This is a genomic window from Kitasatospora cheerisanensis KCTC 2395, assembly GCF_000696185.1.
Taxonomy (GTDB): Bacteria; Actinomycetota; Actinomycetes; order Streptomycetales; family Streptomycetaceae; genus Kitasatospora; species Kitasatospora cheerisanensis.
In genome coordinates this window covers 5,793,643-5,820,514 of the sequence record NZ_KK853997.1, presented here as the reverse complement: position 1 = coordinate 5,820,514, position 26,872 = coordinate 5,793,643, and the positions used below count along the sequence as shown (strand labels likewise).

Below are 26,872 nucleotides of genomic sequence, written 5' to 3'. Positions count from 1 at the left end.
CTCCGTGATCGGCGCACCAACCACAACGGCGTGGCCGACCGGTCCCCTTCACGGGGTCACACTTCACAAAATCGGAAGGAGCCCTGAGTCAGGGTGAGCACGACGCCGAACGTATTCGAGTGGAGCGAGTTGGACCAGCGGGCCGTGGACACGGCCCGGGTCCTGGCCATGGACGCCGTGCAGAAGGTGGGGAACGGGCACCCCGGCACCGCCATGTCGTTGGCCCCCGCTGCGTACCTCATCTTCCAGCGCTTCCTGCGCCACGACCCGACCGACCCGACCTGGGTCGGCCGCGACCGCTTCGTGCTCTCGCCGGGGCACACCTCTCTCACGCTGTACACCCAGCTGTTCCTGTCCGGTTACGGACTGTCGCTGGACGACCTGAAGGCCTTCCGGGTCGCGGGCAGCCGCACACCCGGCCACCCCGAGCACGGCCACACCGCCGGCGTCGAGACCACCACCGGCCCGCTCGGCCAGGGTGTCGGCAACGCCATCGGCATGGCCATGGCCGCCCGCTACGAGCGCGGCCTGTTCGACCCGGACGCGCCGGCCGGCACCTCGCCGTTCGACCACACCATCTGGGCGATCGTCTCCGACGGCGACCTCCAGGAGGGCATCTCCGCCGAGGCGTCCTCGCTGGCCGGCCACCAGAAGCTCGGCAACCTGGTCGCGCTGTACGACGACAACCACATCTCCATCGAGGGCGACACCGCCACCGCGTTCTCCGAGGACGTGCTGGCCCGCTACGAGGCCTACGGCTGGCACGTCCAGCGGGTCTCCCCGAAGGCGGACGGCGACATCGACGTCCCGGCGCTGGCCGCCGCGCTCGCCGCCGCCAAGGCCGAGACCGGCAAGCCGTCGATCATCGCGATGCGCACCATCATCGCCTGGCCCGCGCCGAACGCCCAGGACACCGCCAAGGCGCACGGCTCGGCCCTCGGCGACGCCGAGATCGCCGCCACCAAGAAGGTGCTGGGCTTCGACCCGCAGAAGACCTTCGAGGTGACCGACGAGGTCGTCGCGCACGCCCGCGAGGTCGTGCAGCGCGGCCAGGCCGCCCGCACCGCCTGGGAGGAGCAGCTGCGCGACTGGCGCGCCGCCAACCCGCAGCGCGCCGCCGAGTACGACCGGATCCAGATCGGCGAGCTGCCCGACGGCTGGGAGAAGGCCCTCCCGGTCTTCCCGGCCGGCAAGGACGTCGCCACCCGCAAGGCCTCCGGCGACACCCTGAAGGCCGTCGGCAAGCTGGTCCCCGAACTGTGGGGCGGCTCCGCGGACCTCGCCGAGTCCAACCTCACCACCATCGACGAGGAGTCCTCCTTCCTGCCGGAGGGCAACCCGCTCAAGAGCGCCTCGCCGTACGGCCGCACCATCCACTACGGCATCCGCGAGCACGCCATGGGCTCCGTGATGAACGGCATCGCCCTGCACGGCCGCACCCGCATCTACGGCGGCACCTTCCTGGTGTTCTCCGACTACATGCGCCCCGCGGTCCGGCTCGCCGCGCTGATGAAGCTGCCCGTGGTCTACGTGTGGACGCACGACTCCATCGGCCTCGGCGAGGACGGCCCGACCCACCAGCCGGTCGAGCACCTGGCCGCGCTGCGCGCCATCCCCGGCCTCGCCGTGGTCCGCCCGGCGGACGCCAACGAGACCGCCGTGGTGTGGCGCACCGTGCTGGAGCGGCAGACCAGCCACCCCGGCCCGGTCGGCCTGGTGCTGACCCGCCAGGGCGTGCCGACCTTCGACCGCGAGGTGTTCGGCTCCGCCGAGGGCGCGGCCAAGGGCGGCTACGTGCTGGCCGAGGCCGAGGGCGGCGAGCCCAAGGTCATCCTGATCGGCACCGGCTCCGAGGTGCAGCTGGCCATGCAGGCCCGCGAGGCGCTGCAGGCCGAGGGCACCCCGGCCCGGGTCGTCTCGATGCCGTCGGTGGAGTGGTTCCACGAGCAGGACCAGGCGTACCGCGACAGCGTGCTGCCGCCGAACGTCCGGGCCCGGGTCTCGGTCGAGGCGGGAATCGCCCAGGGCTGGCGCGAGCTGGTCGGCGACGCCGGCCGGATCATCAGCCTGGAGCACTTCGGCGCCTCCGCCGACTACAAGGTGCTGTACCAGGAGTTCGGCATCACCGCGGATGCCGTCGCGAACGCCGCCCGCGCCTCGCTGCGCACGGTCGAGGCCGTCTCCCGCTGACGCGCTGACCCGCCCGGTCCGGGGTATCCGCACTGCCCCGGGCCGGGCCCCGGACTCCACCGCAGACGTACGAAAAGAAGAAGAGGGACTGAAGCACCATGACCGACGCATTGAACCGCCTCAGCGAAGAAGGCGTGGCCATCTGGCTGGACGACCTCAGCCGGGAGCGCCTGAACTCCGGCAACCTGGCCGAGCTGGTGCAGGAGAAGCACGTCGTCGGCGTCACCACCAACCCGACCATCTTCCAGAAGGCCATCGCGGGCAACGGGGCGTACAACACCCAGCTCGAGGACCTCGCGGTGCGCAAGGTCACCACCGACGAGGCCGTCCGCATGATCACCACCTCGGACGTGCGCGACGCCGCCGACGTGCTGCGCCCGGTGTACGACGCCTCCAACGGCCGCGACGGCCGGGTCTCCATCGAGGTCGACCCGCGGCTGGCCCACGAGACCGCCGCGACGGTCGCCGAGGCCAAGCAGCTGTGGTGGCTGGTCGACCGCCCGAACGTGCTGATCAAGATCCCCGCGACGCTGGCCGGCCTGCCCGCGATCAGCGCGGTGCTCGCCAAGGGCATCAGCGTCAACGTCACGCTGATCTTCTCGCTGGAACGCTACAAGGCCGTCATCGACGCCCACCTGACCGGCCTGGAGCAGGCCAAGGCCGCCGGCCTGGACCTCTCCCAGATCGAGTCGGTCGCCTCCTTCTTCGTCTCCCGCGTCGACACCGAGATCGACAAGCGCCTGGACGCCGTCGGCGGCGAGGCCAAGGAACTGCGCTCGAAGGCCGCCGTCGCCAACGCCCGCCTCGCCTACCAGGCGTACGAGGAGGTCTACGGCTCGGTCGACGGCAGCAAGCCCGCCTCGGCCCGCTGGCAGGCCCTGGAGGCGGCCGGCGCCAAGCCGCAGCGCCCGCTGTGGGCGTCCACCGGCGTCAAGGACCCGAGCCTGCCGGACACCCTGTACGTGACCGAGCTGGTCGCCCCGGGCACCGTCAACACCATGCCCGAGGCCACCCTGGACGCCACCGACGACCACGGCGTGGTCGACGGCGACACCATCACCCCGAACTACGCGGACGCCAAGGCCGTGCTGGACGCGGTCGCCGCGGCCGGCGTGGACTACGACAACGTGGTCCGGGTGCTGGAGGAGGAGGGCGTGCAGAAGTTCGAGGCCTCCTGGTCCGAGCTGCTGGAGACCGTCACCGCCGCGCTCCAGTCGCACAGCGACAACTGATCCTGCTCACGGAACCGACGCACGGAAAGCGGAGCACACCACAGTGAGCAACACCCAGCCGTACCCGGACGTGGAGGGAACGGAGCCGGCCGCGGGAGACACCCCGAGCCGGCCCGTCAACCCGCTGCGGGACCCCGCCGACCGCCGGCTCCCGAGGATCGCCGGCCCGTCCGGACTGGTGATCTTCGGCGTCACCGGCGACCTGTCGCGCAAGAAGCTGATGCCGGCGATCTACGACCTCGCCAACCGCGGCCTGCTGCCGCCGGGCTTCTCGCTGATCGGCTTCGCCCGACGCGAGTGGGCCGACGAGGACTTCGCGCAGGTGGTGCACGACGCCGTCAAGGAGCACGCGCGCACCCCCTTCCGCGAGGAGGTCTGGCAGCAGCTCGCCAAGGGCATGCGGTTCGTCCAGGGCGACTTCGGCGACGACGAGGCCTTCGACACCCTGCGCCGCACCATCGAGGAACTCGACCAGGCGCAGGGCACCAGCGGCAACTTCGCGTTCTACCTGTCGGTCCCGCCGAAGTTCTTCCCCACCGTGGTCCAGCAGCTCAAGAAGCACGGCCTCACCGACCCGCCCGCGGGTTCCTGGCGCCGCGCGGTCATCGAGAAGCCGTTCGGCCACGACCTGGAGAGCGCCCAGGAGCTGAACCGGATCGTCCACGAGGTCTTCCCCCGCGACGAGGTCTTCCGGATCGACCACTACCTGGGCAAGGAGACCGTCCAGAACATCCTGGCGCTGCGCTTCGCCAACCAAATGTTCGAGCCGATCTGGAACCGGTCGTACGTCGACCACGTGCAGATCACCATGGCCGAGGACATCGGCATCGGCGGCCGGGCCGGCTACTACGACGGCATCGGCTCGGCCCGGGACGTCATCCAGAACCACCTGCTCCAGCTGATGGCGCTGACCGCGATCGAGGAGCCGGCGTCCTTCCACCCGAAGGCGCTGGTGGCCGAGAAGCTGAAGGTGCTCTCCGCCGTCAAGCTCCCCGCCGACCTGGGCAAGCACACCGTGCGCGGCCAGTACACCTCCGGCTGGCAGGGCGGCGAGGAGGTGCTCGGCTACCTGGACGAGGACGGCATCAACCCCGAGTCCAAGACCGACACCTACGCGGCCATCAAGCTGGAGATCAACAACCGGCGCTGGGCGGGCGTGCCGTTCTACCTGCGCACCGGCAAGCGGCTGGGCCGCCGGGTCACCGAGATCGCGGTGGTCTTCCAGCGGGCCCCGTACCTGCCGTTCGACTCCTACGCCACCGAGGAGCTCGGCCAGAACGCCCTGGTGATCCGCGTCCAGCCGGACGAGGGCGTCACCGTGCGCTTCGGCTCGAAGGTCCCCGGCACCGCGCTGGAGGTCCGCGACGTCACCATGGACTTCGCCTACGGCGAGTCGTTCACCGAGTCCAGCCCCGAGGCGTACGAGCGCCTCATCCTGGACGTCCTGCTCGGCGACGCGAACCTCTTCCCGCGGCACCAGGAGGTCGAGCTGTCCTGGCAGATCCTCGACCCGATCGAGCAGTACTGGGACGCCAACGGCAAACCCGCGCAGTACCCGGCCGGCACCTGGGGCCCGGTCGAGGCGGACGAGATGCTCGCACGAGACGGCAGGAGCTGGCGCCGGCCATGAAGATCGACCTGACGAACACCACGTCCAGCAAGATCAACGCTGCCCTGATGGACGCCCGGCGGGCCAGCGGCTCGACCGCCGCCGGCATGGTGCTGACCCTGGTCATCGTGACCGACGAGGGCAGCGCCTACGACGCCCTGAAGGCCGCCAACGACGCCTCCCGCGAGCACCCCTCGCGGACCCTGGCCGTCATCAAGCGGGCCGGCCGCTCGCCCCGCGCCCGGGCCGAGACCCGGCTGGACGCGGAGATCCTGGTCGGCAGCGACGCCGGCAGCGGCGAAACGGTCATCCTGCGCATGCACGGCGAACTCGCCGCGCACGCCCAGTCGGTGGTGCTGCCGCTGCTGCTGCCGGACGCCCCCGTGGTGGTCTGGTGGCCGGACAACGCGCCGCTCAACCCCGCCCAGGACCCGCTGGGCGCGCTCGCCCAGCGCCGGATCACCGACGCGGTCACCGCCGAGTCGCCGGTCGGCCAGCTCGCCCAGCGGGCCACCGGCTACACCCCCGGCGACACCGACCTGGCGTGGACCCGGATCACCGGCTGGCGCTCGATGCTGGCCGCCGCGCTCGACCAGCGCGACGTGGAGATCACCGCCGCGGTGGTCGAGGGCGAGTCGTACAACCCCAGCGTCGAACTGCTCGGCCTGTGGCTGCACAACCGCCTGCGGGTACCGGTCGAGCGGGTCGTCACCGGCGGCCCCGGCATCACCGCCGTCATCCTGCGCACCAAGGACGGCGACATCGTCCTGGACCGCCCCGACGGCCTGCTCGGCACCCTGTCGATGCCCGGCGCGCCCGACCGCATGGTCGCGCTCAAGCGCCGCGACACCGCCGAGCTGATCGCCGAGGAACTGCGCCGCCTCGACCCCGACGACATCTACGCCACCGCCGTCCGGACCCCCGTGGACCGGCTGCGCGAGCGGATCGCCGGAGTCGAGCACGCTGGCCCCGGCGGCACCGTCGAGCAGCACGTCGCGGAGAAGGTCGCGGAGCAGGTCGAGGAGCACGCGGTCGGCGAGCGCGAGACGCCCGCCGCCACCAAGAAGGCCGCCGCCCGCAAGAAGAGCGCGCAGTGAGCGGCGAACGCGTCCTGGTCCACCGCGACCCGGCGCTGATGGCCGAGGCGGTCGCCGCCCGGCTGATCACCGCCGCCGTCGACGCCCAGGCCGCGCGCGGCACCGCCCACCTGGTGCTCACCGGCGGCCGCAACGGCAACGCCCTGCTCGCCGCGCTCGCCGCCCACCCGGCGCGCGACGCGGTCGACTGGGCGCGGGTCGAGCTGTGGTGGGGCGACGAGCGCTACCTGCCGGCCGGCGACCCGGAGCGCAACGCCGTCCAGGCGGCCGCGTTCCTGGACGCCGTCCGGCCGCTCGGCGCCCGCATCCACGAGATGCCCGCCGACGACGGCGCCCCCGCCGAGGAGGCCGCCGCCCGGTACGCCGCGGAACTCGCCGCGGCCGACCCGGTGTTCGACGTCCTGCTGCTGGGCGTCGGCCCGGACGCCCACGTCGCCTCGCTGTTCCCCGGCCATCCCGGGATCCGGGAGACCGGCAGTACGGTGATCGCGGTCCACGACTCCCCGAAGCCGCCGCCCACCCGCATCTCGCTGTCCCTGCCCGCCCTGCGCGCCGCCCGGCAGGTCTGGCTCCTCGCCGCCGGCGCGGACAAGGCCGACGCCGTCGCACTGGCCCGCACCGCCCCCGACCCGGGCACGGCCCCGGCCGGCGCGGTCAAGGGCACCGAGCAGACCCTCTGGCTCCTCGACGAGGCCGCCGCCGGCAAGCTCGCCTGACACCCCGTCAGGGCCCTTCCGCCGAACCGGCCACCCGTTCCCCGCGCCCCGCCAGGGGCGCGGGGAACTGCGCGAAGGGGAACGCGTCGAACAGAAGGCCGCCCGCCCGGGAACCCCGTCCCCGGTCGGACGGCCGCCTCAAACAGAAAGCCGCCCACCGGAGAATCACTCCCGGGTGGGCGGCTTTCGCGTTGCCGAACGGCTCAGATCTCGCCGCGCAGCTTGGCCAGCGCCTCGGCGAGGATCGCCTCGCCGTCCGCGTCGGTCCGCCGCTCGCGCACGTAGGCGAGGTGGGTCTTGTACGGCTCGTTGCGGGCCGGGGCGGGCGGGTTGTGCTCGTCCTGGCCGGCCGGGAACCCGCAGCGGGGGCAGTCCCAGGTGTCCGGGATGGCCGCCTCCGCGGCGAAACTGGGGCGCGTCTCATGCTTGTTGGCGCACCAGAAGGAGATCCGGTTGCGGGGGGCGGACTCGCCGCGCTCCGCCTCTCCCATCGGGCCGGCACCGACTCTGCTGCCTCGGATCGCGTTGCCACTTGCCACGGTCTGACTCCCCTGCGTGCTGGTGCCGTCCGGCCGCGGCTGGGCGGACGGTGGCGAAGTCGTCCTAGTGTAAGCGGCGGTTAAGCCTGTGCCACCATCGCCCGCCGACTTCGCGTCAGTTGTCGGGCGTCAGTTGCCCTTCAGCAGCAGCCCGAGCACGATGATGCAGGCGAACCAGGCCAGGCCGACGACGATGGTGATGCGGTCGAGGTTCCGCTCGGCCACCGCGGAGCCGCCACCGGTGGACATCGCGCCGCCGCCGAACATGTCGGACAGGCCGCCGCCCTTGCCCTTGTGCAGCAGCACCAGCAGGATCATCAGCGCACTGAGGACGATCAGAGCAATCTCGAACCCGAGAACCACGACGGGACCAACTCTCTCGAATCTTCGGCGAAGGGGCCGGGCCCGCTCTTCGCGGTCCGGCCCCAAAGCCTACGTTGCTGCGGCGGCGTTAGCCTACTGCCTGGTCACGGTAGCGCACGATCTTGACGAACTCGTCGGCGTCCAGCGAGGCGCCGCCGATCAGTCCGCCGTCGATGTCGGGCTTGGCCATCAGGCCGGCCGCCGACGAGGACTTGACCGAACCGCCGTACAGGACGCGGACCTTGCCGGCCAGCTCGGGGGTGTACAGCTCGGCGAGCCGGGCCCGGATCGCGCCGCACACCTCCTGCGCGTCCTCGGGGGTGGCGACCTCGCCGGTGCCGATCGCCCAGACCGGCTCGTACGCGACCACGATGGTCTCGGCGTCGCTCGCCGGGACGCCGTCCAGCGCGCCGTCGAGCTGCCCGAGGGTGTACTCGACGTGGGTGCCGGCCTTGCGGATGTCCAGCGGCTCGCCGATGCACAGGATCGGGGTGATCCCGTTGCGGTAGGCGGCCTTCACCTTGGCGTTGACGATCTCCTCGTTCTCGCCGTGGTACTGGCGGCGCTCGGAGTGGCCGATGACCGCGTAGGCGCAGTTCAGCTTCGACAGCATCGGGCCGGACACCTCGCCGGTGTAGGCGCCGCCGTCGTGCTGGGAGATGTCCTGCGAGCCGTACTTGATCTTCAGCTTGTCGCCGTCGACCAGGGTCTGCACGGAGCGCAGGTCGGTGAACGGGACCAGGACGGCGACCTCGACGGCCGCGTAGTCCTTGTCGGCCAGCGTGAACGCCAGCTTCTGGGTGTGGCGGATGGCCTCGAGGTGGTCGAGGTTCATCTTCCAGTTGCCCGCCATCAGCGGGAGACGCTCAGTCATGTGTTCTCAGTCCTCCAGGGCGGCGAGACCGGGAAGGGTCTTGCCCTCCAGGTACTCGAGGCTCGCGCCACCGCCGGTCGAGATGTGTCCGAACTTCGCCTCGTCGAACCCCAGGGTGCGGACCGCCGCCGCCGAGTCGCCGCCGCCGACCACGGTGAACGCGTCGGAGTCGACCAGCGCCTGGGCCACGGCCCGGGTGCCGTCGGCGAACGCCGGGTGCTCGAACACGCCCATCGGGCCGTTCCAGAACACGGTCTTCGCGTCGGCGATCTTCTCCGCGAACAGCTGCGCGGTCTTCGGGCCGATGTCCAGGCCGAGCGCGCCGTCCGGGATGGCGTCCACGTCGACGACCGCGAAGTCCTCGACCGGGGCGCCGCCCTTGACGTCCGGGAAGGAGCCGGACACCGCGGTGTCCAGCGGGATCACGAACTCCACGCCCTGCTCGGCGCCGCGCTTCAGGTAGTCCTGGACGACCGGGATCTGGTCCTCCTGGAGCAGCGAGGCGCCGACGCCGTGGCCCTGGGCGGCGATGAAGGTGTACATCATGCCGCCGCCGATCAGGATCCGGTCGGCCTTGCCGAGCAGGTTCTCGATCACGCCGACCTTGTCGGAGACCTTCGAGCCGCCGAGCACCACCACGTACGGGCGGGCCACGTCCTCGGTGAGGCGCTTGAGGACGCCCACCTCGGTGGCGATCAGGTCGCCGACGGCGTGCGGCAGCCGGGCCGGCAGGTCGTAGACGGAGGCGTGCTTGCGGTGCACCGCGCCGAAGCCGTCGCCGACGTACAGGTCCGCCAGGGCGGCCAGCTGGTCGGCGAAGGCGCCGCGCTCGGCGTCGTCCTTGGAGGTCTCGCCGGCGTTGAAGCGCAGGTTCTCCAGCAGCGTGACCTCGCCGTCGCCGAGGGCGGCGACGGTGGCCTTCGCGCTGTCCCCGACCGTGTCGGTGGCGAACGCCACCGGGCGGCCCAGGATCTCGCCGAGGCGGACCGCCACCGGCGCGAGGGAGAACTTCGGGTCCGGCTCGCCCTTCGGGCGGCCCAGGTGCGAGGCGACGACCACGCGGGCGCCGCGCTCGACGAGCTTGGCGATGGTCGGCGCGACGGCGCGGATCCGGCCGTCGTCGGTGATGGTGTCACCGGACAGCGGCACGTTGAGGTCGGCGCGGACGAACACCCGCTTGCCGGAGACCTCCAGGTCTTCGATCGTCTTCACGGTCTTGCTTGCTCCTCGATGGGTGGATCGGCAGACGGTGACACGGGGCAGCGAGTCACCAGGGAGGGTAGGACGGACGAGGGTGGGCGCAGCGGCAGGGCCCGGTCGGCGGTGACAGCCGTCCGGGCCCTGCCCCTTACGTCACGTCAGCTACCGCTGGGAGTCAGAGCTGCTCGCCGACGATGGCGACCAGGTCGACGAGGCGGTTGGAGTAGCCGAACTCGTTGTCGTACCAGCCGAGCACCTTGACCTGGTTCCCCTGAACCATCGTCAGCTGCGAGTCGAAGATGCAGGAGTGCGGGTCGTTCACGATGTCCGAGGAGACGATCGGGTCTTCGGTGTACGCCAGCTTGCCCTTGAGCGGGCCTTCCTGGGCGGCCTTCTGGAACGCGGCGTTGACCTCGTCCTTGGTGACCTCGCGCTCCAGGGTGACCACCAGGTCGGTGATGGAGCCGGTCGGGACCGGGACGCGCAGCGAGGTGCCGTCCAGCTTGCCCTTCAGCTGCGGGAGGACCAGGGCGGTGGCCTTGGCGGCACCGGTCGAGGTCGGGATGATGTTCTGCGAGGCGGCGCGGGCGCGACGCAGGTCCTTGTGCGGGAAGTCCAGGGTGACCTGGTCGTTGGTGAAGGCGTGCACCGTGGTCATCAGGCCCTTGACGATGCCGAAGTTCTCGTCCAGCACCTTCGCCATCGGCGCCACGCAGTTGGTGGTGCAGGAGGCGTTCGAGATGATGTGGTGCGCGGCCGCGTCGTACTTGTCGTCGTTGACGCCCAGCACGATGGTGATGTCCTCGTCGGTGGCGGGCGCCGAGATGACGACCTTCTTCGCGCCGGCCGCCAGGTGCTTCTTCGCACCCTCGGCCTTGGTGAAGATGCCGGTGGACTCGACGACGATGTCGGCGCCCAGCTCGGCCCAGGGGAGGTTCGCGGGGTCACGCTCGGCGGTGACCTTGAAGGTGTGACCATCGACGGTGATGGTGTCCTCGGTGTGCGAGACCTCGCCGGGGAAGGTACCGAGAGTGGTGTCGTACTTGAGCAGGTGAGCCAGAGTCTTGGTGTCGGTCAGGTCGTTGACACCGACGATCTCGATGTCCGCGCCCTGGGCCTTGACCGCACGGAAGAAGTTGCGGCCGATGCGGCCGAACCCGTTGATGCCTACCCGGATCGTCACGAACCGATCTCCTAACAGGTACGCCGGGCCGGAGCCCGACGGGGGTGAAATTTTGGGTTTTCCCCGACCACTGCTGACCCTACCTCCCTCAAGTGTCGCAAGGCACATCGCCTCACCGGTAGGGCGCAAGGGCCCACATGGCCGAAAGGGGCGGGCGGGCTTGTCCGCGGCGGATGCCGCGTCATGCTCCGCACGCCCCTTCGGGGTTGCGTTTCACCAGGCTGACGGCCCGTCAGTTCAGGGCCATCTCCTCGGTCAGGTTGGCTTCGGTGTTGGGCAGGCCGAGTTCGGCAGCGCGCTTGTCGGCCATCGCCAGCAGGCGACGGATCCGGCCGGCCACCGCGTCCTTGGTCAGCGGCGGGTCGGCGAGCGCGCCGAGCTCCTCCAGCGAGGCCTGCTTGTGCTGCATGCGCAGCGCGCCGGCCGCGGCCAGGTGCTCGGGCACCTCCTCGCCGAGGATCTCCAGCGCGCGCTGGACCCGGGCGCCCGCGGCGACCGCGGCGCGGGCCGAGCGGCGCAGATTCGCGTCGTCGAAGTTGGCCAGCCGGTTGGCGGTGGCCCGGACCTCGCGGCGCATCCGGCGCTCCTCCCAGGCCAGCACCGACTCGTGCGCGCCGAGCCGGGTGAGCAGCGCGCCGATCGCGTCGCCGTCGCGGATCACCACCCGGTCCACGCCGCGCACCTCGCGGGCCTTGGCGGGGATGCCGAGCCGGCGGGCCGCGCCGACCAGGGCGAGCGCCGCCTCCGAGCCGGGGCAGGTGATCTCCAGGGAGGAGGAGCGGCCCGGCTCGGTGAGCGAGCCGTGCGCCAGGAACGCGCCGCGCCAGGCGGCCTCCGCGTCGCAGGTCGCGCCGGACACCACCGCCGGGGGCAGGCCCCGGATCGGCCGTCCGCGTCCGTCCACCAGCCCGGTCTGCCGGGCCAGCAGCTCGCCGTCCTTCACCACCCGCACCACGTACCGGCTGCCGCGTCGCAGCCCGCCGGGGGCCATCACCACCAGATCCGAGGAGTGTCCGAAGATCTCCAGGAGGTCCTTGCGCAGCCGCCGTGCCGCAATGCCGGTGTCCAGCTCCGCCTCGATCACGATGCGGCCGCTCACAATGTGCAGTCCGCCCGCAAAACGCAGGATCGCCGAGACCTCCGCCTTGCGGCAGCAGGCACGGGTGACGGGAAGCCGGGAGATCTCGTCTTTCACCGCTGCCGTCATCGCCATGGGCCGATCCTTCCATGAGTCCGGAAAATCCGGTCGTACGCTGCGGCCAAGAGCTCCGGGTCGTGTCGCGGGGTGCCGTCGGCCCGGGCCACCCGGTCGAGCACCAGGGCGGCGCCCATCCGCTTCGCGGCCTGCTCCAGGCCGGTCAGGTCGGCGAGCCCGAAAGCTCCTCCGCTGACGGCCCGCTCATCCACCAGGATCGCATCCACGGCCAGCTCGGGGGCGTGGTCGGCGATCACCTCCAGGTGGCGCTGCGGGGTGAAGCCCTCGGTCTCGCCGGGCTGCGGGGCCAGGTTGAGGGTGAGCAGCCGGCGGGCCCGGGTCTCGGTGAGGGCCTTGGCCAGGTCCGGCACCAGCAGGTGCGGCAGCACGCTGGTGAACCAGGAGCCGGGGCCGAGCACCACCCAGTCCGCCTCCAGGACGGCCTGCACGGCCTCCGGGACGGCCGGCGGCCCGTCCGGGAGCAGCCGGATCGACTGCACGGTGCCGGGGGTGACCGCGACCGAGGCCTGGCCGCGCACCGCGGTCACCTCGCCGGGCCGCAGCGGGTCGTGGCCGCGGACCTGCGCCTCGATGTCCAGCGGGACGGCGGACATCGGCAGCACCCGGCCCTGCACGTTCAGCAGCCGGCCGACCCAGTTCAGCGCCTCGACCGGGTCGCCGAGCTTCTCCCACAGCGCGACGATCAGCAGGTTGCCGACCGCGTGGCCGCCGAGCTCGCCGGTGCCGGTGAAGCGCTGCTGGATCACCTCGGACCAGGTGCGGCCCCAGTCGTCGTCGCCGCACAGCGCGGCCAGCGCCTTGCGCAGGTCGCCGGGCGGGAGCACGCCGAGCTCGGCGCGGAGCCGGCCGCTGGAGCCGCCGTCGTCGGCGACGGTGACCACGGCGGTCAGCTCGGTGGTGAGCCGGCGCAGCGCGGACAGCGACGCGGACAGCCCCTGGCCGCCGCCCAGCGCGGCGATCTTCGGCGCGCCGGGGCGCGGTGCGGCGGACCGCTCGGCAGGTCTGGTCCGGAGCTGCTGCCGCGCTGGCACGTATCCCGTCACGCCGACCCCATGTTCCTGTCTCGTGCTCGGCCGGGGCGGCGGTACGGGGGGTTCCCGGCCGCTACTCCCGGCCCATGTCCCGGTGGACCAGCACCGTCTCGACCCCGTCCGCGATCAGACGCTTCGTCAGCTGCTCGGACATCGCGACGCTGCGGTGCTTGCCTCCGGTGCAGCCTACGGCAAGCGTCATGTAGCGCTTCCCTTCGCGCCGGTAGCCCTCGGTGATGATCCGCAGCAGCTCGGTGTAGCCGTCCAGGAACGGCTGCGCGCCGGGCTGCTGGAACACGTACTCTGCCACGTCCGGGTCGGTTCCGGTACGGGCCCGCAGCTCGGGCACCCAGTGCGGGTTGGGCAGGAAGCGGCAGTCCACGACCAGGTCGGCGTCGACCGGCAGGCCGTACTTGAAGCCGAAGGACATCACGGTGGCGCGCAGCTCCGGCTCGTCCTGGCCGGCGAACTGGGCGTCCATCTTGGCGCGCAGCTGGTGCACGTTGAGGTTCGAGGTGTCGACCACCAGGTCGGCCTCGCCGCGCAGTTCGCGCAGCAGCTCGCGCTCCTGGGCGATGCCGTCGACGATCCGGCCGTCGGCCTGCAGCGGGTGCGGGCGGCGCACCGACTCGAAGCGGCGCACCAGGGCGTCGTCGGAGGAGTCCAGGAACACCACCCGCAGCCGGACGCCGCGCTTCTCCAGCTCCTCCAGCGAGGTCAGCAGGTCGTCGAAGAAGGTGCGGCCGCGCACGTCGACGACCACGCCGATCCGCGGCACCGCGCCCTGCGAGCGGGCCCCCAGGTCGACCATGGTGGGGATCAGCGCCGGCGGCAGGTTGTCGACCACGAACCAGCCGAGGTCCTCCAGGCACTTGGCCGCGGTGGAGCGGCCCGCCCCGGACATGCCGGAGATGATCACCAGCTCGGGGGTGCTCTCTCCCCCGTTGGACACAGTCACGTCTCTTCCCCGCTTCTCGGTACTGCTGTGGCGGTGCTGTCTTCGATGATCTCGCCGGTCGCGGTGTTGACCGCGAATGCGGCAGGTGTACGGGAGGCCAAGGCTGCGGCAACAGTCTCGGCGGTCCGGCGCCCGATGCCCGGGACTTCGCACAGCTCGTCGACGGTGGCCGCCCGCAGCTTCTTCAGCGAACCGAAGTGCTTCAGCAGGGCCCGGCGGCGAGTCTCTCCGAGGCCGGGGACGGAGTCCAGTTCCCCCGCCGTGAGCCGCTTGGCCCGCTTGGAACGCTGGTAGCCGATGGCGAAGCGGTGCGCCTCGTCGCGGACCCGCTGCAGCAGGTACAGGCCCTCGCTGGAGCGCGGCAGCACCACCGGGTCGTCCTGCCCGGGCAGCCACACCTCCTCCAGGCGCTTCGCCAGGCCGCACACCGCGACGTCGTCGATGCCGAGTTCGGCCAGCGCCCGCTGCGCCGCCGCGACCTGCGGCTGCCCGCCGTCGACCACCAGCAGCTGCGGCGGGTACGCGAAGCGCTTGGGGCGGCCGTTCTCGTCGGTCAACGCCTCGTCGCCGTCCGGCACTTCCTCCGGGACGGCCCACTCGCCGGTCTGCTCGCGCTCCTGGAGGTAGCGGCGGAAGCGGCGGCTGATCACCTCGTGCATCGAGCGGACGTCGTCCTGGCCCTCGAAGCCCTTGATCTGGAACCGGCGGTACTCGCTCTTGCGGGCCAGGCCGTCCTCGAACACCACCATCGAGGCCACCACGTCCTCGCCCTGGAGGTGCGAGATGTCGAAGCACTCGATCCGCAGCGGCACCGAGTCCAACTCCAGTGCGTCGGCGATCTCCTGGAGCGCCCGGCTGCGGGTGGTCAGGTCCGAGGCGCGCTTGGTCTTGTGCAGCGCCAGCGCCTGCTGGGCGTTGCGCTGGACCGTCTCCATCAGGTCCTTCTTGTCGCCGCGCTGCGGCACCCGCAGGTCGACCTGGGAGCCGCGCAGCGTGCACAGCCACTCCCGGACGGCCTCCTCCGGCACCGCCGGGACCAGCACCTCGCGCGGCACCGGCTCGGTGCCCGCGCCGTACAGCTGCTGCAGCGCGTGCTCGACCAGGCCGGCCGTGTCCACGTCCTCGACCTTGTCGGTGACCCAGCCGCGCTGGCCGCGCACCCGGCCGCCGCGGACGTGGAAGATCTGCACGGCCGCCTCGAGTTCGTCCTCGGCGAGGGCGAGCAGGTCGGCGTCGGTGCCGTCGGCCAGCACCACCGCGTTCTTCTCCATGGCGCGGCGCAGCGCCCCCAGGTCGTCGCGCAGCCGGGCCGCCTTCTCGTACTCCATGTCGGCGGCGGCCTCCTGCATCTGCGCCTCCAGGCGCCGCAGGTAGTTGCCCGTCCGGCCGGCCATGAAGTCGCAGAACTCCTCGGCGAGTTCGCGGTGCTCGTCGGCGGTGACCCGGCCGACGCAGGGCGCCGCGCACTTCCCGATGTAGCCCAACAGGCAGGGGCGGCCGACCTGTTGGGCGCGCTTGAACACGCCGTTCGAGCAGGTCCGCACCGGGAACACCCGCAGCAGCAGGTCGACCGTCTCGCGGATCGCCCACGCGTGCCCGTACGGGCCGAAGTAGCGCACGCCCTTCTTGTGCGCGCCGCGCATCACCTGGACCCGCGGGAACTCCTCGTTCAGGGTGACCGCGAGCTCCGGGTAGCTCTTGTCGTCGCGGTACTTGACGTTGAACCGCGGGTCGAACTCCTTGATCCAGGAGTACTCCAGCTGCAGCGCCTCGACCTCGGTGGACACCACCGTCCACTCCACCGACGCCGCGGTGGTCACCATCGTCGCGGTGCGCGGGTGCAGGTTGGCGACGTCCTGGAAGTACGAGGACAGGCGCTGGCGCAGGCTCTTCGCCTTGCCCACGTAGATGACCCGCCCGTGCGCGTCACGGAACTTGTACACCCCGGGCGAGAGCGGGATCGCCCCCGGAGCCGGTCGGTAGGTGGACGGGTCAGCCATGCCCCTACCGTACCGACTGCGGGTGACAGTGCGGTGCGCGCGCCGTCAGTCGGACACCTCCTACCGGGCAGGCCCTGCGGCCCGCTGCCGGCCGGCCGTCAGGCCTTGGTGACCTGGAGGTTTCCGTTCTGCACCGCGACCTGGTACTCGGGCAGCGGCTTCGGCGCCGGCCCGTCCTGCACCGCGCCGTCGGAGATGCCGAACCGGCTGCCGTGGCACAGGCACTGGATCTGCTCCTTGACCACGCCGTTGACCAGGCACCCGGCGTGCGTGCACTTCGCGCTGAACGCCTTGTACTGGCCTGCGGTCGGCTGCGTCACGACCACGGCCTGCTCCCGGTACACCTTGCCGCCGCCCACCGGGACGTCCGCCGCGCTGCCGAGGTCGATCGGGCCGGCGGACTTGGCCGCCTCCTTGCCGCCGCCGTTCGACGAACAGCCGGCCGCCGTGGCACCGGCCAGCGCGACGGCCGCGCAGCAGAGGACGGTACGGCGGGACGCGACGGGCTCGGACATCGGGAACTCCTCGGTGCGGGGAAGGGCGCCAGCAACCTAGCACGCACAACACGGACCGCCCGGGGAGCCTGGCGACTCCCCGGGCGGTTCCGGCCAACCCTTCGGCTACTTCTTCCGGCGCTTCACCGGCGTCGCGTCCGAGACGCCCGGCAGGATGTCCCGCAGGAACTTGCCGGTGTGGCTGGCGGTGAAGGCCGCGACCTCCTCCGGGGTGCCCTCGACCACGACGGTGCCGCCGCCGGCGCCGCCCTCCGGACCCATGTCGACGAGCCAGTCGGCGGTCTTGATGACATCGAGGTTGTGCTCGATGACGATGACCGTGTTGCCCTTCTCGACCAGGCCCTCCAGGACCTTGATCAGCTTGCTGATGTCCTCGAAGTGCAGGCCGGTGGTGGGCTCGTCGAGGACGTAGACCGTCCGCCCGGTGGAGCGCTTCTGGAGCTCCGCGGAGAGCTTGACGCGCTGCGCCTCGCCACCGGACAGCGTCGTCGCGGGCTGGCCGAGCCGGACGTAGCCGAGGCCGACCTCCTTGAGGGTGCGCAGGTGGCGGGCGATCGCGGGGACGGCCTCGAAGAAGTCGAGGGCCTCCTCGATCGGCATGTCCAGCACCTCGGCGATGGACTTGCCCTTGTAGTGGACCTCCAGCGTCTCCCGGTTGTAGCGGGCGCCGTGGCAGACCTCGCAGGGGACGTAGACGTCCGGCAGGAAGTTCATCTCGATCTTGATGGTGCCGTCGCCGGAGCAGTTCTCGCAGCGGCCGCCCTTGACGTTGAACGAGAACCGGCCCGGCAGGTAGCCGCGGACCTTGGCCTCCTGGGTGTCCGCGAACAGCCGCCGCACATGGTCGAACACGCCGGTGTAGGTGGCCGGGTTGGAGCGCGGCGTCCGCCCGATCGGCGACTGGTCGACGTGCACCACCTTGTCCACCAGGTCGGTGCCGGTGATCCGGGTGTGCCGGCCGGGGACGCTGCGGGCGCCGTTCAGCTCGCGGGCCAGGTGCGAGTACAGGATGTCGTTGACCAGCGTGGACTTGCCGGAGCCGGAGACGCCGGTGACGGCCGTGAAGGTGCCCAGCGGGAAGGCGACCGTGACGTCCTTCAGGTTGTGCTCGCGGGCGCCGTGCACCACGATCTGGCGCTTCTTGTCGCGCGGCCGGCGGGCGACCGGGATCGGGATGCCGCGCTTGCCCGCCAGGTACTGGCCGGTCAGCGACTCCTCGTTCTTCAGCAGTTCCTTGAGCGAACCGGAGTGCACCACCTTGCCGCCGTGCTCGCCGGCGCCGGGGCCGATGTCGACGATCCAGTCGGCGGTCTTGATGGTGTCCTCGTCGTGCTCGACGACGATCAGGGTGTTGCCGATGTCCCGCAGCCGGACCAGGGTCTCGATCAGCCGGTGGTTGTCGCGCTGGTGCAGGCCGATGGAGGGCTCGTCCAGCACGTACAGCACGCCGACCAGGCCGGAGCCGATCTGGGTGGCCAGCCGGATGCGCTGGGCCTCGCCGCCGGACAGGGTGCCGGCGGCGCGGTTCAGCGACAGGTAGTCGAGGCCGACGTCGACCAGGAAGCGCAGCCGCTCCAGGACCTCCTTGAGGACCCGCTCGGCGATCTTCTTGTCCCGCGCGTCGAGGCGCAGCGCGCCGAGGAAGTCCGCGCAGTCGCTGATCGACATGGCGGAGACCTCGGCGATGGACTTCTCCATCACCGTCACCGCCAGGACCACCGGCTTGAGCCGGGTGCCCTTGCAGGTCGGGCAGGGCACCTCGCGCATGTAGCCCTCGAAGCGCTCGCGGCTGGAGTCGCTCTCGGACTCGGAGTGCCGCCGCGTCACGAACGGGACGGCGCCCTCGAACGCGGTGGTGTAGGAGCGCTCGCGGCCGTACCGGTTGCGGTAGCGCACCTCGACCTGGGTCTTGTGGCCGTACAGCAGCGCCTTGCGGGCGCGGGCGGGCAGCCCGGCCCACGGGATGTCGGTGCGGAAGCCGAGCTCGCCGGCCAGCGCGTCGACCAGCCGCTGGAAGTACTCCTTGGTGGCGCCCTGCGACCACGGGTGGATGGCGCCCTCGTCGAGCGACTTCTCCTCGTCGGGGACGAGCAGTTCGGGGTCGACCTCCATCCGGTTGCCCAGGCCCGAGCAGTCGGGGCAGGCGCCGAACGGGGAGTTGAAGGAGAAGGAGCGCGGCTCCAGCTCCTCGAAGGAGACGTCGTCGTACGGGCAGTAGAGGTGCTCCGAGAACATCTTCTCGCGCTCGGGGTCGTCCTCCGGCAGGTCGACGAAGTCGAGCACCACCATGCCGCCGGCCAGCTTGAGGGCGGTCTCCACCGAGTCGGTGAGCCGCCGCTTGGCGCTGGACTTCACGGTGAGGCGGTCGATGACCACCTCGATGGTGTGCTTCTCCTGCTTCTTGAGCGTCGGCGGCTCGGTCAGCTGGATGGTCTGCCCGTCCACCCGGGCACGGGCGTAGCCCTTGGACTGCAGGTCGGCGAAGAGGTCGACGAACTCGCCCTTGCGCTCCCGGACGACCGGGCTGAGCACCTGGAACCGGGTGCCCTCGGGCAGCTCCAGCACCTTGTCGACGACGGCCTGCGGCGACTGCCGGGCGATCGGGCGCCCGCAGTGCGGGCAGTGCGGCTTGCCGATCCGGGCGAACAGCAGGCGCAGGTAGTCGTACACCTCGGTGATGGTGCCGACGGTGGACCGCGGGTTGCGGCTGGTGGACTTCTGGTCGATCGAGACGGCCGGGGAGAGACCCTCGATGAAGTCGACGTCCGGCTTGTCCATCTGCCCGAGGAACTGGCGGGCGTACGAGGACAGCGACTCGACGTAGCGCCGCTGGCCCTCGGCGAAGATCGTGTCGAACGCGAGCGAGGACTTGCCGGACCCGGAGAGGCCCGTGAAGACGATGAGGGAATCCCGGGGCAGGTCGAGCGAGACGTTCTTGAGGTTGTGCTCGCGTGCACCGCGGACGACGAGGCGGTCTGCCACAGTAACTGGCGCCTTTCTCCGGGTCGAAATGTGAGGTCTGCTTCTTCCAGGATGCGCCCGCCAGCGTACTAGCTCATCAGTTCGAATATCGAACCTGTCCAGCGGGGTCCACCCGGACGAGTGAACGGCACCCGCGCCCGACGGTAGCGTCAACGACTGACAGCCGGTCCTGGCAACGGCCCGGGCCCTGTCGAGAAGCACCCCGAACCGCCTTGAACCGCTCCACCGACCGTCGAAAGGCACCATCCGATGAGCGACGCGACCACCGCGGCCGAGCAGCTGCGGGCCACTGTCGAGAGCACCGAGATCCTGCTGCACACCCTGGCCGAGCTGAAGCCCGACGAGGTGTTCGAACCGTCCGGCCTGCCGGGCTGGACCCGCGGCCACGTGCTGACGCACCTCGCCCGCAACGCGGACTCCCTGGTGATCCTCCTGTCCAACGCCCGCACCGGCGAGAACCTTCCCCAGTACGCCAGCCCGGCCGCCCGGGACGCCGACATCGAGGCCGGCTCCGGCCGGCCGCTGGACGTGCAGCTGGCCGACATCCGCGACAGCCAGCAGCGGTTCGTGGACGCCGCCCGGGAGCTCGCCCCCGAGCACTGGCAGACCGTCCTCACCCACCGCTCCGGCTACACCTTCCCGGCCTGGCAGCTGCCCGGGAAGCGGCTGGCCGAGCTGGAGTACCACCACGTCGACCTGAACGCCGGCTACACCCCGGCGCACTGGCCGGAGCCGTTCGCGATCGCCGAGTTCCGCCGCCTGGGAGCGCACTTCGGCGCGCTCGACGGCCTCCCCGCGGTCCGGCTGGTCGCCGAGGACGCCGGCCTGGAGGCCCGGCTCGGCGGCGACGGCGAGCCGCAGCTGGTCGCCGAGGGGCCGGTGCGGGCGCTCACCGGCTGGCTGTCCGGCCGTTCGAACGGCGACGGCCTGCAGGTGCACCGCGGCCACGAGGGCCTGGTCGACGCGCGCACCTCGCTGCCCGAGCTCCCCCCGATGGGATGATGGTGCCGGTTGACGGGACACCCCCAGCGACAGCGAGGAGCGGCGTGATGACGTACCACGGAGCGGTCAAGGTCGGCGGCGCGCCGGACGTCCGGGAGCTGGCCCACCTGATCATCACCAAGGTGGCGGTCGGGCCGTACGACAACAACGCCTACCTGCTGCGCTGCCGGGCCACCGACGAGCAGCTGCTGATCGACGCGGCTGCCGACGCCCCGGTGCTGCTGGAGACCGTGGGCAGCCGGCTGGCCGTGGTGGTCACCACCCACCGGCACCGCGACCACTGGGCCGCGCTGTCCGAGGTGGTCGCCGCGACCGGGGCGCGCACCGCGGCCGGCCGGATCGACGCGGAGGGCATCGACGTGCCCACCGACGTCGCGCTGGAGGACGGCTCGGTGCTCCGGTTCGGGCAGATCGAGCTGACGGTCCGCCACCTGGTCGGCCACACCCCCGGCGCGATCGTGCTGGTCTACGACGACCCGCAGGGCCACCCGCACCTGTTCACCGGCGACTGCCTGTTCCCGGGCGGGGTGGGCAACACCTGGGGCGACGCGGCCGCGTTCGACTCGCTGTACCGGGACGTCAACGAGAAGATCTTCGACGTCCTCCCGGACGAGACCTGGGTCTACCCGGGCCACGGCGGCGACACCACCCTGGGCGCCGAGCGCCCGCACCTGCCGGAGTGGCGCGAGCGCGGCTGGTGAGCATGCGCGAGGGCCCCCGCCGAGGCTTCGGCGGGGGCCCTCGCGCATGCGTCAGGCTTCGATCTTCTCCGGCTTGTCGGAGTCCTCGTTCTGCCGGTGCGAGGCGATCAGGCTGGTGACGGTGGTGACCGCCAGGGTGACCAGGATGAAGCCCAGCGAGACCGGGATGCTGATCTCCGGCACGTGCACGCCGCTCTCGTGCAGCGCGTGCAGCACCAGCTTCACGCCGATGAAGCCGAGGATCACCGACAGCCCGTAGGACAGGTGGACCAGCTTCTTCAGCAGGCCGCCGATCAGGAAGTACAGCTGCCGCAGGCCCATCAGCGCGAAGGCGTTGGCGGTGAAGACGATGTACGGGTCCTGGGTGAGACCGAAGATGGCCGGGATCGAGTCCAGCGCGAACAGCACGTCGGTGGTGCCGATCGCGATCATCACGATCAGCATCGGGGTCATCAGCCGGCGGCCGTGCTCACGGACGAACAGCTTGGTGCCGTGGTAGTGCTCGGTGGACGGGACGCGCTTCTGGATGGACTTGAGCAGGCGGTTCTCCTCGAAGTCCTCCTCGCCCTCCTCCTCGGCCCGGGCCTCCTTGATCAGCTTCCAGGCCGTCCACACCAGGAACGCGCCGAACAGGTAGAACACCCAGGAGAAGCTGGAGACCAGCGCCGCACCGCCGGCGATGAACACCGCGCGGAGCACCAGCGCGATGATCACGCCGAACATCAGCACGCGCTGCTGGTAGATCCTCGGCACCGCGAACTTGCCCATGATCAGGATGAACACGAACAGGTTGTCGACGCTGAGCGACTTCTCGGTGATGTAGCCGGCGAAGAACTCCCCGGCCGGCTTCCCACCGCCGTACCAGGCCAGGAAACCGCCGAACAGCAGGGCCAGCACGACCCAGACCGCCGTCCAGATCCCGGCCTCCTTGATGGAGACCTCGTGCGGCTTGCGGCCGCCGATGAAGAAATCGGCCAGGATCAACAGGGCCAGCACCGCGATGGTGCCGGCCCACAGGCCTGCGGAAACGTCCATGACTGCTCCTCCGGCAGCTAGGCGAACATCGTCACTGCCGGAGGTCTCTTCCGCCGCGCGGCGCGCCCATCGGTCGGCACCGCACGGCCAGCGCCCCGGGATGCCGCGACGGGCACCCGTGATGACGGGGTCACTGAACGGGGAATACTCCCCTCCGCTCCCGTCGAGAGTAACAGGAGAACCAAGGGAAGGTAAAGAAGGTAAAGGGATGCCCTCGCAGGTAAAGGGCGCGGCCTACAGGAAGGGCTCGATGAACGGCAGCATGTCCCGGAAGGTGCGGCCGCTGGCGGGGGCGCCGATCGCGGTCATCTTCCAGCCCGTGCCGTCCCGCTCCACCTTGGCCATGATCTGCCCGGTGTGGTTGCCGCCGCCGGTGAGCTCGTAGCGGGCCAGTTCCTTGCCGGTGCTCTCGTCGACCAGCCGGCAGTGCGCGTTCTGCACCTCCAGGAAGTTCTGGCCGCTGTACGAGCTGACGGTGAACACGATCTGGGTCACCCGGCGCGGCACCTTGGTCAGGTCCACCAGGATGCTCTCGTCGTCCTCGCCGCCGGCGCCGCCGACCAGGTTGTCGCCGGTGTGCTGCACCGATCCGTCGTTGCTGACCAGGTGCGAGAAGAACACCACGTCGCTCATCGCCCTGCCGTCGTACAGCAGCGCGGACGCGTCCAGGTCGATCTCCTTCGGGCGGCGGCTGAAGAAGCCGCGCTTGCCCGGAGCGGACTTCCAGCCGAGGCCCATCCGGACCACGCTCAGTTCCCCGCCGCTGGACTTCGCCAGGCTGACGCTCTGACCCTTGGCCAGGTTCACCGACACACCGACCACCCCTTCCGCCGGGTCGCCCCGGCCCTCGCACGCGACCGGGCGCGCCAGGAGCGTCCTGGCACCGGGCCGGCCGCGCACCACCCTACGCCGCCGCCCCGCCGCCCCGGTCCGGGACGGCGAGACTGTGGCAGAACCACGACATGACGGGCTGTTTCGGACCTCCGGATCAGGCCATCCCGGCCTCGCGCATCTGGCGCAGCTCGCGCTTGAGCTCCTTCACCTCGTCGCGCAGCCGGGCCGCCGCCTCGAACTGCAGCTCGGCGGCGGCGGTGTGCATCCGGTCCGTCATGTCCTGGATCAGCTGGGCGAGTTCGGCCGCGGGCAGGCTCTTGGCCGGCTTGCGGTCGATGCCCAGCGACGGCACCGGGGCCTTGCCCTTGCCCTGCTGGCGGTAGCCGGTGGCGAGCAGCTCCTCGGTGTCGACGTCCTCGCCGGCCATGGTGGACAGCAGGTCGCCGATCTTCTTCCGCAGCGGCTGCGGGTCGATCCCGTGCTCCTCGTTGTACGCCTGCTGGACGGCGCGCCGGCGGTTGGTCTCGGAGATCGCCAGGTCCATCGCCGGGGTGATCTTGTCGGCGTACATGTGCACCTGGCCGGAGACGTTTCGCGCGGCACGGCCGATGGTCTGGATCAGCGAGGTGCCGGAGCGCAGGAAGCCCTCCTTGTCGGCGTCCAGGATCGCCACCAGCGACACCTCGGGCAGGTCCAGGCCCTCGCGCAGCAGGTTGATGCCGACCAGCACGTCGTACTCGCCGGCCCGCAGCTCGCGCAGCAGCTCGATCCGGCGCAGCGTGTCGACGTCGCTGTGCAGGTAGCGGACCCGGATGTCCAGGCCGAGGAAGTAGTCGGTGAGGTCCTCGGCCATCTTCTTGGTCAGCGTGGTGACCAGGACGCGCTCGTCCTTCTCCACCCGCAGCCGGATCTCGTGCACCAGGTCGTCGATCTGGCCCTCGGTCGGCTTGACGATCACCTCGGGGTCGATCAGGCCGGTCGGGCGGATGATCTGCTCCACCTGCCCGTCGCCGCGCGCCAGTTCGTACTTGCCCGGGGTCGCCGACAGGTAGACGGTCTGGCCGATCCGCTCCTGGAACTCCTCCCACTTCAGCGGCCGGTTGTCCATCGCCGAGGGCAGCCGGAACCCGTGCTCGACCAGCGTGCGCTTGCGCGAGGCGTCGCCCTCGTACATCGCGCCGATCTGCGGGACCGTCACGTGCGACTCGTCGATGACCAGCAGGAAGTCCTCGGGGAAGTAGTCGAGCAGGGTGTTCGGCGGCGAGCCGGGCTCGCGGCCGTCGAAGTGCATCGAGTAGTTCTCCACGCCCGAGCAGGTGCCGATCTGGCGCAGCATCTCGATGTCGTAGGTGGTGCGCATCCGCAGCCGCTGGGCCTCCAGCAGCTTGCCCTGCTTCTCCATCCGGGCGAGGGTCTGCTCCAGCTCCCGCTCGATGTCGTTGACCGCCCGCTCCATCCGCTCCGGGCCGGCCACGTAGTGCGAGGCGGGGAAGACGTAGACCGAGTCGTCCTGGCTGATCACCTCGCCGGTCAGCGGGTGCAGCGTGTACAGCGCCTCGATCTCGTCGCCGAACATCTCGATCCGGACGGCGAGCTCCTCGTACACCGGGAAGATCTCGATGGTGTCGCCGCGCACCCGGAAGGTGCCGCGGCTGAACGCCAGGTCGTTGCGGGTGTACTGGATGTCGACGAAGCGGCGCAGCAGCGCGTCCCGGTCGACCTCCTCGCCGACCTTCAGCCGGACCATCCGGTCCACGTACTCCTGCGGCGTGCCGAGGCCGTAGATGCAGGACACCGAGGCCACCACCACGACGTCCCGCCGGGTGAGCAGGCTGTTGGTGGCGGAGTGGCGCAGCCGCTCGACCTCCTCGTTGATCGAGGAGTCCTTCTCGATGTAGGTGTCCGTCTGCGGGACGTACGCCTCAGGCTGGTAGTAGTCGTAGTACGAGACGAAGTACTCGACGGCGTTGTTGGGCAGCAGCTCGCGGAACTCGTTCGCCAGCTGCGCGGCCAGCGTCTTGTTCGGCGCCATCACCAGGGTGGGGCGCTGCAGCTTCTCGATCATCCACGCGGTGGTGGCCGACTTGCCGGTACCGGTCGCACCGAGCAGGACGACGTCCTTCTCCCCCGCGCGGATCCGGCGTTCCAGCTCGGCGATGGCCGCCGGCTGGTCACCATTGGGCTGGTAGGGGCTGACGACCTCGAAGGGCGCCACGGACCGCTCGATACTCGTGATGGGACGCACGCCTCCACGGTACGACCGCCCACCGACACTCCGGGCCCGGCGCCGGCCGCCGGCGGTGGTCACCGGCGGGTCCGGCACGACCGCCGGCCGGTACGGCCCGGGCCCTACTTCGCGGAGTCGCGGGCCAGCGCCACCAGGCGGGAGACCGCCCGCAGGTACTTCTTGCGGTAGCCGCCGCGGAGCATCTCCTCGGTGAACACCTGGTCGAACGGCACGCCGGACGCGGTGATCGGCAGCTCCCGGTCGTACATCCGGTCCGCCAGCACCACCAGGCGCAGCGCGGTCGACTGGTCGTCGACCTGCCGCACGCCGCGCAGGAAGACGGCGCCGATGTCGTCCAGCAGCGCGCCGTAGCGGCTGGGGTGCACCTCCTTCAGGTGCTCCAGCAGCGTGTCGAAGTCGTCCAGCGAGGCGCCCGGGGCCCGCTCGGCGCGGGCGGTCACCTCGGCGTCCGAGTACGGCGGGGGCGCGTCCGGCAGTCCGCGGTGGCGGTAGTCCTGGCCGTCGATCCGCACCGGGCGGAAGTGCGCGGACAGGCCCTGGATCTCCCGCATGAAGTCCGCGGCGGCGAACCGGCCCTCGCCGAGCTTCTCCGGCAGCGTGTTCGAGGTCGCGCAGAGCTTGACGCCGTTCTCCACCAGCCGGCTCAGCAGGGTGGACACCAGCACGGTGTCGCCCGGGTCGTCGAGCTCGAACTCGTCGATGCACAGCAGCCGGTGGGAGCTCAGCGTCTTCACCGCGCCCTGGAAGGTCAGCGCACCGACCAGGTTGGTCAGCTCCACGAAGGTGCCGAACGCCTTCGGGCCCGGCACGGCGTGCCAGAGCGACGCCAGCAGATGCGTTTTTCCTACGCCGTAGCCGCCGTCCAGGTAGATCCCCGCCGGCCCGCTCGGCGCCGGCGCGGACCGCCGGAACCAGCCGCGCCTGACCGGCTCCGCGCCCGCGTTCAGGCTCGCCGCGAACGACTCCAGGATCTGCACGGCCTCGTACTGGCTCGGCTGCGAGGAATCCGGCAGGTAGCTGCCGAAACTGACGCCGGCGAACCGTGGCGGCGGCACCATCTCGGCCACCAGCCGCTCGGCCGGGACCACCGGCCGCCGGGAGGCGAGGGCTGTCACGGTACGGATTTCGGACTCCGAGGCAGGTGCAGACACGAAGAACCAGCGTACAGGTGGGCGAGCGGCCGACAGGAGGCACCGGGGGCACGGGGAACTGCGCGGCAGGCGCACACCCGTCCGCAAGGTCGCGACCGCCTGCGAGCCGCCGGCCTGCGTCGCGGTCCCGCGGTCGGGCGCCTCCCGCTTCGCGCAGCTCCCCGCGCCCGGGTTTCGCGCCCTCGCGGCGTCCGCC

Annotated in this window: 22 protein-coding genes; 7 read left to right on the top strand and 15 right to left on the bottom strand. The window is 71.1% G+C overall.

Annotated elements, in window-relative coordinates; translation table 11 throughout:
* Positions 1-93 precede the first annotated feature (93 nt).
* The 5 genes from tkt to pgl all read left to right on the top strand — a co-directional run bounded on the left by tkt (position 94) and on the right by pgl (position 6,844).
* Complete coding sequence (tkt, locus tag KCH_RS26270; protein ID WP_035867056.1) at positions 94-2,190, top strand: transketolase; 2,097 nt, start codon at positions 94-96, stop codon at positions 2,188-2,190.
* 98 nt (positions 2,191-2,288) lie between these two features.
* On the top strand, positions 2,289-3,422 hold the full coding sequence (gene tal, locus KCH_RS26265; protein WP_035867054.1) for a transaldolase: 1,134 nt from the start codon (positions 2,289-2,291) through the stop codon (positions 3,420-3,422).
* 70 nt (positions 3,423-3,492) lie between these two features.
* Complete coding sequence (zwf, locus tag KCH_RS26260) at positions 3,493-5,052, top strand: glucose-6-phosphate dehydrogenase (RefSeq protein WP_051654044.1); 1,560 nt, start codon at positions 3,493-3,495, stop codon at positions 5,050-5,052.
* Entirely contained in the window at positions 5,049-6,128 is a 1,080-nt protein-coding gene (opcA, locus tag KCH_RS26255) for a glucose-6-phosphate dehydrogenase assembly protein OpcA (RefSeq protein WP_035867052.1), read from the top strand. The genes zwf and opcA overlap by 4 nt, the downstream gene beginning before the upstream one ends.
* A complete protein-coding gene (pgl, locus tag KCH_RS26250) occupies positions 6,125-6,844 on the top strand; it encodes a 6-phosphogluconolactonase (RefSeq protein WP_035867049.1) in 720 nt (239 codons plus the stop codon). Before opcA ends, pgl begins: the two co-directional genes overlap by 4 nt.
* A 203-nt stretch (positions 6,845-7,047) precedes the next feature.
* Here pgl and KCH_RS26245 read toward each other — a convergent pair whose 3' ends face one another.
* From KCH_RS26245 to uvrA, 11 genes are all read right to left on the bottom strand, one after another.
* Positions 7,048-7,383, bottom strand: a complete 336-nt coding sequence (locus KCH_RS26245; protein WP_073814874.1) for an RNA polymerase-binding protein RbpA — start codon at positions 7,381-7,383, stop codon at positions 7,048-7,050.
* 129 nt (positions 7,384-7,512) lie between these two features.
* On the bottom strand, positions 7,513-7,746 hold the full coding sequence (secG, locus tag KCH_RS26240; protein ID WP_035867047.1) for a preprotein translocase subunit SecG: 234 nt from the start codon (positions 7,744-7,746) through the stop codon (positions 7,513-7,515).
* A gap of 88 nt (positions 7,747-7,834) precedes the next feature.
* Positions 7,835-8,620 (bottom strand): triose-phosphate isomerase, encoded by a 786-nt coding sequence (gene tpiA, locus KCH_RS26235; protein WP_035867045.1) that lies wholly within the window; start codon positions 8,618-8,620, stop codon positions 7,835-7,837.
* A gap of 6 nt (positions 8,621-8,626) precedes the next feature.
* A complete protein-coding gene (locus tag KCH_RS26230; protein ID WP_035867042.1) occupies positions 8,627-9,832 on the bottom strand; it encodes a phosphoglycerate kinase in 1,206 nt (401 codons plus the stop codon).
* A 163-nt stretch (positions 9,833-9,995) separates the two neighbouring features.
* The gene (gap, locus tag KCH_RS26225; RefSeq protein ID WP_035867031.1) at positions 9,996-11,003 is read right to left on the bottom strand and encodes a type I glyceraldehyde-3-phosphate dehydrogenase; all 1,008 of its coding nucleotides are present in this window, start codon (positions 11,001-11,003) and stop codon (positions 9,996-9,998) included.
* A gap of 232 nt (positions 11,004-11,235) precedes the next feature.
* Positions 11,236-12,216, bottom strand: a complete 981-nt coding sequence (gene whiA / locus KCH_RS26220; RefSeq protein ID WP_014138611.1) for a DNA-binding protein WhiA — start codon at positions 12,214-12,216, stop codon at positions 11,236-11,238.
* Positions 12,207-13,262 (bottom strand): gluconeogenesis factor YvcK family protein, encoded by a 1,056-nt coding sequence (locus tag KCH_RS26215; protein ID WP_084223929.1) that lies wholly within the window; start codon positions 13,260-13,262, stop codon positions 12,207-12,209. The genes whiA and KCH_RS26215 overlap by 10 nt, the downstream gene beginning before the upstream one ends.
* 61 nt (positions 13,263-13,323) lie before the next feature.
* Positions 13,324-14,208 carry an RNase adapter RapZ gene (gene rapZ / locus KCH_RS26210; protein WP_425268826.1) on the bottom strand — a complete coding sequence of 295 codons (885 nt, stop codon included), beginning with the start codon at positions 14,206-14,208 and terminating at the stop codon, positions 13,324-13,326.
* A complete protein-coding gene (uvrC, locus tag KCH_RS26205; RefSeq protein WP_035867023.1) occupies positions 14,205-16,208 on the bottom strand; it encodes an excinuclease ABC subunit UvrC in 2,004 nt (667 codons plus the stop codon). The genes rapZ and uvrC overlap by 4 nt, the downstream gene beginning before the upstream one ends.
* Before the next feature lie 98 nt (positions 16,209-16,306).
* Positions 16,307-16,723: a Rieske (2Fe-2S) protein gene (locus tag KCH_RS26200; protein ID WP_035867019.1), complete on the bottom strand. Its 417-nt coding sequence runs from the start codon at positions 16,721-16,723 to the stop codon at positions 16,307-16,309.
* Positions 16,724-16,828: 105 nt separating this feature from the next.
* Positions 16,829-19,705 carry an excinuclease ABC subunit UvrA gene (uvrA, locus tag KCH_RS26195; RefSeq protein WP_035867015.1) on the bottom strand — a complete coding sequence of 959 codons (2,877 nt, stop codon included), beginning with the start codon at positions 19,703-19,705 and terminating at the stop codon, positions 16,829-16,831.
* Positions 19,706-19,954: 249 nt separating this feature from the next.
* Between uvrA and KCH_RS26190 the strand changes: the two genes are divergently transcribed.
* The gene (locus KCH_RS26190) at positions 19,955-20,707 is read left to right on the top strand and encodes a maleylpyruvate isomerase family mycothiol-dependent enzyme (RefSeq protein ID WP_051653467.1); all 753 of its coding nucleotides are present in this window, start codon (positions 19,955-19,957) and stop codon (positions 20,705-20,707) included.
* Positions 20,708-20,754: 47 nt separating this feature from the next.
* Positions 20,755-21,408: an MBL fold metallo-hydrolase gene (locus KCH_RS26185; RefSeq protein WP_035867012.1), complete on the top strand. Its 654-nt coding sequence runs from the start codon at positions 20,755-20,757 to the stop codon at positions 21,406-21,408.
* A 51-nt stretch (positions 21,409-21,459) separates the two neighbouring features.
* On the opposite strand, the gene KCH_RS26180 is transcribed toward KCH_RS26185, so the two are convergent.
* From KCH_RS26180 to zapE, 4 genes are all read right to left on the bottom strand, one after another.
* Positions 21,460-22,443 carry a TerC family protein gene (locus tag KCH_RS26180; RefSeq protein WP_035867007.1) on the bottom strand — a complete coding sequence of 328 codons (984 nt, stop codon included), beginning with the start codon at positions 22,441-22,443 and terminating at the stop codon, positions 21,460-21,462.
* A 234-nt stretch (positions 22,444-22,677) separates the two neighbouring features.
* Positions 22,678-23,256, bottom strand: a complete 579-nt coding sequence (locus KCH_RS26175; protein WP_035867004.1) for a TerD family protein — start codon at positions 23,254-23,256, stop codon at positions 22,678-22,680.
* A 175-nt stretch (positions 23,257-23,431) separates the two neighbouring features.
* Entirely contained in the window at positions 23,432-25,522 is a 2,091-nt protein-coding gene (gene uvrB, locus KCH_RS26170) for an excinuclease ABC subunit UvrB (protein ID WP_084223928.1), read from the bottom strand.
* Between the two features lie 104 nt (positions 25,523-25,626).
* On the bottom strand, positions 25,627-26,649 hold the full coding sequence (gene zapE, locus KCH_RS26165; RefSeq protein WP_425268915.1) for a cell division protein ZapE: 1,023 nt from the start codon (positions 26,647-26,649) through the stop codon (positions 25,627-25,629).
* Positions 26,650-26,872: the final 223 nt, after the last annotated feature.

Coding starts and splice junctions, on each gene's coding strand:
- tal (WP_035867054.1), top strand. CDS start 2,289: ATGACCGACGCATTGAACCGCCTCAGCGAAGAAGGCGTGGCCATCTGG.
- opcA (WP_035867052.1), top strand. CDS start 5,049: ATGAAGATCGACCTGACGAACACCACGTCCAGCAAGATCAACGCTGCC.
- tpiA (WP_035867045.1), bottom strand. CDS start 8,620: ATGACTGAGCGTCTCCCGCTGATGGCGGGCAACTGGAAGATGAACCTC.
- whiA (WP_014138611.1), bottom strand. CDS start 12,216: ATGGCGATGACGGCAGCGGTGAAAGACGAGATCTCCCGGCTTCCCGTC.
- uvrC (WP_035867023.1), bottom strand. CDS start 16,208: ATGGCTGACCCGTCCACCTACCGACCGGCTCCGGGGGCGATCCCGCTC.
- KCH_RS26200 (WP_035867019.1), bottom strand. CDS start 16,723: ATGTCCGAGCCCGTCGCGTCCCGCCGTACCGTCCTCTGCTGCGCGGCC.
- KCH_RS26190 (WP_051653467.1), top strand. CDS start 19,955: ATGAGCGACGCGACCACCGCGGCCGAGCAGCTGCGGGCCACTGTCGAG.
- KCH_RS26185 (WP_035867012.1), top strand. CDS start 20,755: ATGACGTACCACGGAGCGGTCAAGGTCGGCGGCGCGCCGGACGTCCGG.
- KCH_RS26180 (WP_035867007.1), bottom strand. CDS start 22,443: ATGGACGTTTCCGCAGGCCTGTGGGCCGGCACCATCGCGGTGCTGGCC.